The following is a 5,820-nucleotide window of genomic DNA, read 5'->3' as shown; positions in this document are numbered from 1 at the left end:
GGCGCAGCAGGTCGGGTCGCAAGGTCGTGACCACGAATAGAATAGCCAGGCAGACCGTGACGGCCTGAGCAAATATCAGCCAATATCGGCGCATGATTCTGATAGGACAAGCAATGAAAAAAGTGGACTCCCACGTGCTGGCCAGCTGGCTGGACGACACCCTGCAAGCCGCGCGCTTCAAGGACTACTGTCCGAACGGCTTGCAAGTGGAGGGCCGATCCGAAGTCGGACACATTATCACCGGTGTCACCGCCAGCGAAGCGTTACTGCGCGCGGCCGTTGAGCGGGGCGCCGACGCGGTGCTCGTGCATCACGGCTGGATGTGGCGCAACGAAGACCGTCGCATCATCGGCACGCGCCGCACGCGCATGGCGCTGGCACTGAAGAACGACCTGAACCTGTACGCCTATCATTTGCCGCTGGACGCGCACCCTACGCTGGGCAACAACGCGCAGCTGGCCCGCGTGCTGGGCCTTGCGCCCGCGCGCCGCGACGACGGTTCCCCGCGCACCTGCGGGCAAGACAATCTGGTGTGGCTGGGCGAGGCCGCCGGCGTGCAAACGCTGGGGCAGTTGGGCGAACGCGTGGCTGAACGCCTGGGCAGGCAACCGCTGGTTGTGGGCAACCCTGACCAGCCCTTGTCCACCGTGGCTTGGTGCACGGGCGGCGCGCAAGGCATGCTGGCCGACGCCGTGGATGCCGGCGCCAGCGCCTACATCACCGGCGAAGTGTCCGAATCCACCGTGCATCTGGCGCGCGAAACCGGCGTGGGCTTCATTGCCGCGGGCCACCATGCCACCGAACGATACGGCGCACAGGCGCTGGGCCAGGCGGTGGCCGAGCACTTCGGCATCAAGGTCGAATTCATCGACCTTGATAACCCGGCATAAAGCTAAACCGGCATAAAGCGGTGACGCCCGCCGCGGATCATTACCCAGCGGGCAGCAAGCCCGTGGCGCATGGGCCACACGGGCTGGTGCGGTGTCTTATTTCTTGAGCAGGTCGCGAATTTCGCGAAGCAGCGCCACGTCTTCGGGCGTTGCGGCCGGCGCGGCCGGTGCTTCCTCGGCCTTGGTGCGGGCCTTGTAGATGGCTTTGACCATCCAGAAAATCACAAACGCCAACAACACGAAGTTGATGATGATGGTGACGAAATTACCCCATGCGAACACATTGGCGCCCGCCTTGGTGAGGTCGGCATACGTCATCGGGCCGTTGTAGCCGGCAGGCATCGACAGCACCAGGAATTTGTTCGAGAAATCAACGGAGCCACCCAGGATGAAATTGACCAGCGGCATGATGATGTCTTTAACCAACGAATCGACGATCCTGCCGAACGCCGCACCGATGATCACACCAACAGCTAGGTCAACTGCGTTGCCTTTTACAGCGAAATCTCGGAATTCTTTGACGAAACCAGTCTTTTTGCTCATAAAAGCACTCCCTTCGTGATACGCCCTTGAGTGGGCTGGCGCTATAATACGCGGTTGCTATGTTGTTACATATTCCCGCGAACCCGATGCCGCAGAAGTGATGCTACTCGTAGAGCGGGCGCATCAACAAGGATAGGAAGATGAGTCAGGATACGCTGGTACACGATGATGACGGTGCGGTTGATCCCAACCTGCCACCTGATCCTTCGCGACGTTTCTGGGTTACCACCGCCTGTGCTGTGGGTGGCGTAGCAGGTGTCGCAACGGCAGTGCCGCTTGTGAGCACGTTTTCTCCCTCTGAAAAGGCCCGCGCGGCCGGGGCCCCCGTTGAAGTGGATATCGGCGACATACCCGTCGGCACCATGAAAACCGTGGAATGGCGTGGGAAGCCGGTGTGGATCATTCACCGTTCTCCCGAACAGCTCGCCGCCCTCAAGACGCTAGACCCTTTACTGGCCGATCCCGACTCCAAGCGGCCTGGCTTCACTCCCAAATACGCCGAAAACGAGGCTCGTTCGCGCAAGCCCGAGATCTTCGTTTGCGTCGGCATCTGTACCCACTTGGGCTGCTCGCCCACCTCGCACTTCGAAACGGGCGGCGGTGGCGGCATGGGCGCCAACTGGCAAGGCGGTTTCCTCTGCCCCTGCCACGGCTCCACGTTCGACCTGGCTGGCCGGGTCTACAAGAACAAGCCTGCTCCCGATAATCTCGAAGTACCGCCCTACCAGTATCTGAGCGACACCCGCATCATTGTGGGCGTCGATGAAGACAACAAGGCCTGACGCTCGCGTCGCGCTTTTTTCCCGATTACGTAAGTAAAACAAATACGCCACGTATTAGAGAAGGAGCCGTTACATGGCTGGCGAGAAAACCGTCGAGACAACAGGCCTGTTGGGGTGGCTGGACCGGCGTTTTCCGGTGACATCCACCTGGAAAGCCCATCTGTCCGAGTACTACGCACCAAAGAATTTCAACTTTTGGTATTTCTTTGGCTCTCTGGCCTTATTGGTCCTGGTGCTGCAGATCGTGACCGGCATTTTCCTGGTCATGCATTACAAGCCGGACGCCGAACGCGCGTTCCAATCCGTTGAATACATCATGCGCGAGGTCCCTTGGGGCTGGCTCGTGCGCTACATGCATTCAACCGGCGCATCGATGTTCTTCGTCGTCGTCTACCTGCACATGTTGCGCGGGCTGCTTTACGGTTCGTACCGCAAGCCGCGCGAACTGGTGTGGATCTTCGGCGTGGCGATTTTCCTCTGTCTGATGGCGGAAGCCTTCTTCGGCTACCTGCTGCCCTGGGGCCAGATGTCGTACTGGGGTGCCCAGGTGATCGTGAACCTGTTCGCCGCCATTCCGTTCATCGGCCCCGAGCTGTCGATCTGGATCCGCGGCGACTACGTCGTGTCGGACGCCACCTTGAACCGCTTCTTCGCCTTCCACGTCATCGCGATTCCGCTGGTGCTGGTCGGCCTGGTCGCGGCCCACCTGGTTGCGCTGCACGAAGTCGGTTCGAACAACCCGGACGGCATCGAGATCAAGCAGGGCCCGAAGGACAAGTACGGCCGGCCCAAGGATGGCATTCCGTTCCACCCGTTCTATTCGGTGCATGACCTGATGGGCGTGGCGGGCTTCTTGCTCGTGTTCGCGTTCATCGTGTTCTTCGCGCCGGAAATGGGCGGGTACTTCCTCGAGTTCAACAACTTCATTCCTGCTGACTCGCTGAAGACGCCTCCGCACATCGCGCCGGTCTGGTACTTCACGCCGTTCTACTCGATGCTGCGTGCCACCACCGACGAATTCACGTGGGTGCTGGCGGGTGCATCGGTGCTGGGTGCGCTGGTATTGCTGATCAAGAGCAATATGCGCGGCATCCTGCGCTTTGTGGTCCCGGGCATCCTGATCGCCGTGGCCGTGCTGCTGCGCGTGATCGACGCCAAGTTCTGGGGCGTGGTCGCCATGGGTGGCACCGTCGTCATCCTGTTCTTCCTGCCCTGGCTGGACCATTCCCCGGTCAAGTCGATCCGCTACCGCCCCACGTGGCACAAGTGGATCTACGGCATCTTCATGGTCAACTTCCTGGTGCTTGGCTACATCGGTACGCAGCCGCCCAGTCCGCCGTTGAACATCACGTCGCAAATCGGCACGCTGCTGTACCTGGCATTTTTCTTCCTGATGCCGGTCTGGAGCCGCCTTGGCACCTTCAAGCGAGTGCCCGAGCGCGTTACGTTCCACGCCCACTGAGCCCACCAGATAACGGATTAACCATGATCAAGAAGCTGATTGGTGCCGTGGCCTTGATGCTCACGTGTACCACCGCATTTGCCGCCGAAGGCGGTTTCCCGCTGGACAAGGCGCCGTACCGCGTCAACGACATGTCGTCGCTGCAAAACGGCGCCAAGTTGTTCGTCAACTACTGCTTGAACTGTCATAGCGCGTCCTCGATGCGCTACAACAAGCTCAAGGACATCGGGCTGACCGACCAGCAAATCAAGGAAAGCCTGCTGTTCACCGGCGAAAAGGTGGGCGACATGATGACGGTTGCCATGTCACCCAAGGACGCCAAGAAATGGTTTGGCACGACGCCCCCGGACTTGTCCGTGATCGCCCGTGCCAAATCAGTCAACGCCGGCCCGTCCGGCGCCGACTACATCTACACCTACCTGCGCACCTTCTACCGTGACTCGTCGCGCGCGACGGGCTGGAACAACCTGGTTTTCCCGGCCGTGGGCATGCCCCACGCGCTCTGGGAACGCCAGGGCCCGCGCGAGCTGACCACCACGGCCATGCATGAAGTGGAAGTGAAGGATGCCAAGGAAGGCGCACCCAAAACCTGGGAACGCGTCACGACGGTGTACGATGCTCAAGGTTTTTCCACGGTCAAGGCCGAACCGGTAGCTGATTACCGGGGCCATGCCACCTTTGATGCCAAATTTAAGGCCGCCAACCCGGCCCAAGTCGCAACATACGACAACGACGTCGCAGACCTGACCGCGTTCATGTCCTGGATGGCAGAGCCCGTCCAGACTTTCCGCGTCCGTCTCGGCGTTGGCGTCATGTTGTTCCTGCTGTTGTTCTTCCTGGTTACGTGGCGCTTGAACGCCTCGTACTGGAAACACGTGCGCTAACCGCAACGCCCCGCCAGGCATGCAAGCCGCTACCTATTCTTAATAAGGGACGGCAACGGAGGATAGGGCCGTACGCCTATCCCGTCTGGCAATTGGGGCCAGCGCCTGCTAGATTTAGGCGCTGGCCTTTCGTTTTTCATAAAGGACTTTCACCATGATGGTGCTCTATTCCGGAACCACGTGTCCGTTTTCGCAACGCTGCCGCTTCGTGTTGTTCGAAAAAGGTATGGACTTCGAGATCCGTGACATCGACCTGTACAACAAGCCCGAAGACATCGCGGTGATGAACCCGTACGGTCAAGTGCCCATCCTGGTCGAACGCGACCTGGTTCTGTACGAGTCCAACATCATCAACGAGTACATCGACGAGCGCTTCCCGCATCCGCAACTGATGCCGGCCGACCCCGTCATGCGCGCCCGCACCCGCCTGTTCCTGTACAACTTCGAGAAAGAACTGTTTGTTCACGTCTCGACGCTGGAAGACCGCAGCGCCAAGCCCGACGAGAAGAAGCTGGCCAACGCGCGCCAGAACATTCGCGACCGTCTGGCCCAACTGGCCCCGATGCTGCTGAAGAACAAGTACATGCTGGGCGAGGAATTCTCGATGCTGGACGTGGCCGTGGCTCCGCTGCTGTGGCGCCTGGACCATTACGGCATTGAACTGCCCAAGAACGCTGCTCCGCTGCAAAAGTACGCCGAACGCATCTTCTCGCGCCCGGCCTACATCGAAGCGCTGACGCCTTCGGAAAAAGTGATGCGTCGTTAAGGCTGGTTGTGTGATGGGTGAAACTTCGACCAAACCGTATCTGATCCGCGCACTGCACGAGTGGTGCACCGACAACGGCTACACGCCGTACATCACCGTACAGGTCGATGAGCACACCATGGTGCCCGTCGCGCATGTGCGTGACGGTCAGATCACACTGAATGTCGGCACGCTGGCCACCAACCGTCTGGTGCTGGGCAACGAATTCATCGAATTCCAAGCCCGCTTCAGCGGCGTGACCGAAAACGTCTACGTTCCCGTTGGCGCCGTCAGCGCCATCTACGCACGCGAAACCGGCGCGGGCATGGGCTTTGAAGTTCAGCCCTATGAACCGCCGGAAGCCGGCGCCCAGGGCGCGGCGGAACCCGCCGCCCCCGAAGGCTCCGGTGCCCAATCCGACGCCCCGACCGGCGACGACGGCGGCAACGACGACGAACCCAAGCGTCCGCGCCTGACCATCGTCAAATAGCATCCGCTACCCAAAGACGGCGGG

7 protein-coding genes and 1 pseudogene are annotated in these 5,820 nt (G+C 60.4%); 6 read left to right on the top strand and 2 right to left on the bottom strand.

What is annotated here, in order from left to right; all coding sequences use genetic code 11:
• A pseudogene (locus tag ACNPP0_RS23270) lies at positions 1-94 on the bottom strand (2-alkenal reductase); the annotation flags it as partial.
• 19 nt (positions 95-113) lie between these two features.
• On the opposite strand from ACNPP0_RS23270, the gene ACNPP0_RS23265 reads away from it, so the two are divergent.
• A complete protein-coding gene (locus ACNPP0_RS23265) occupies positions 114-890 on the top strand; it encodes a Nif3-like dinuclear metal center hexameric protein (RefSeq protein ID WP_332609074.1) in 777 nt (258 codons plus the stop codon).
• 96 nt (positions 891-986) lie between these two features.
• On the opposite strand, the gene mscL is transcribed toward ACNPP0_RS23265, so the two are convergent.
• Positions 987-1,433, bottom strand: a complete 447-nt coding sequence (mscL, locus tag ACNPP0_RS23260; protein ID WP_332609076.1) for a large conductance mechanosensitive channel protein MscL — start codon at positions 1,431-1,433, stop codon at positions 987-989.
• Between the two features lie 140 nt (positions 1,434-1,573).
• On the opposite strand from mscL, the gene petA reads away from it, so the two are divergent.
• The 5 genes from petA (at position 1,574) to ACNPP0_RS23235 (ending at position 5,796) form a co-directional block, all read left to right on the top strand.
• Entirely contained in the window at positions 1,574-2,215 is a 642-nt protein-coding gene (gene petA, locus ACNPP0_RS23255; protein ID WP_332609078.1) for a ubiquinol-cytochrome c reductase iron-sulfur subunit, read from the top strand.
• 73 nt (positions 2,216-2,288) lie between these two features.
• Positions 2,289-3,677, top strand: coding sequence for a cytochrome b (locus ACNPP0_RS23250; protein WP_448707124.1), 1,389 nt, complete (start codon positions 2,289-2,291; stop codon positions 3,675-3,677).
• Positions 3,678-3,700: 23 nt separating this feature from the next.
• Positions 3,701-4,561, top strand: coding sequence for a cytochrome c1 (locus ACNPP0_RS23245; RefSeq protein ID WP_332609081.1), 861 nt, complete (start codon positions 3,701-3,703; stop codon positions 4,559-4,561).
• A 154-nt stretch (positions 4,562-4,715) separates the two neighbouring features.
• Positions 4,716-5,327, top strand: a complete 612-nt coding sequence (locus ACNPP0_RS23240) for a glutathione S-transferase N-terminal domain-containing protein (protein WP_006216817.1) — start codon at positions 4,716-4,718, stop codon at positions 5,325-5,327.
• A gap of 13 nt (positions 5,328-5,340) precedes the next feature.
• A complete protein-coding gene (locus ACNPP0_RS23235; protein ID WP_448707123.1) occupies positions 5,341-5,796 on the top strand; it encodes a ClpXP protease specificity-enhancing factor in 456 nt (151 codons plus the stop codon).
• Positions 5,797-5,820: the final 24 nt, after the last annotated feature.

This window comes from Achromobacter semiaridum (assembly GCF_053543755.1).
This window is presented reverse-complemented; position numbering and strand designations above follow the sequence as displayed.

Coding starts and splice junctions, on each gene's coding strand:
- ACNPP0_RS23250 (WP_448707124.1), top strand. CDS start 2,289: ATGGCTGGCGAGAAAACCGTCGAGACAACAGGCCTGTTGGGGTGGCTG.
- mscL (WP_332609076.1), bottom strand. CDS start 1,433: ATGAGCAAAAAGACTGGTTTCGTCAAAGAATTCCGAGATTTCGCTGTA.
- ACNPP0_RS23265 (WP_332609074.1), top strand. CDS start 114: ATGAAAAAAGTGGACTCCCACGTGCTGGCCAGCTGGCTGGACGACACC.
- ACNPP0_RS23240 (WP_006216817.1), top strand. CDS start 4,716: ATGATGGTGCTCTATTCCGGAACCACGTGTCCGTTTTCGCAACGCTGC.
- ACNPP0_RS23235 (WP_448707123.1), top strand. CDS start 5,341: ATGGGTGAAACTTCGACCAAACCGTATCTGATCCGCGCACTGCACGAG.
- petA (WP_332609078.1), top strand. CDS start 1,574: ATGAGTCAGGATACGCTGGTACACGATGATGACGGTGCGGTTGATCCC.
- ACNPP0_RS23245 (WP_332609081.1), top strand. CDS start 3,701: ATGATCAAGAAGCTGATTGGTGCCGTGGCCTTGATGCTCACGTGTACC.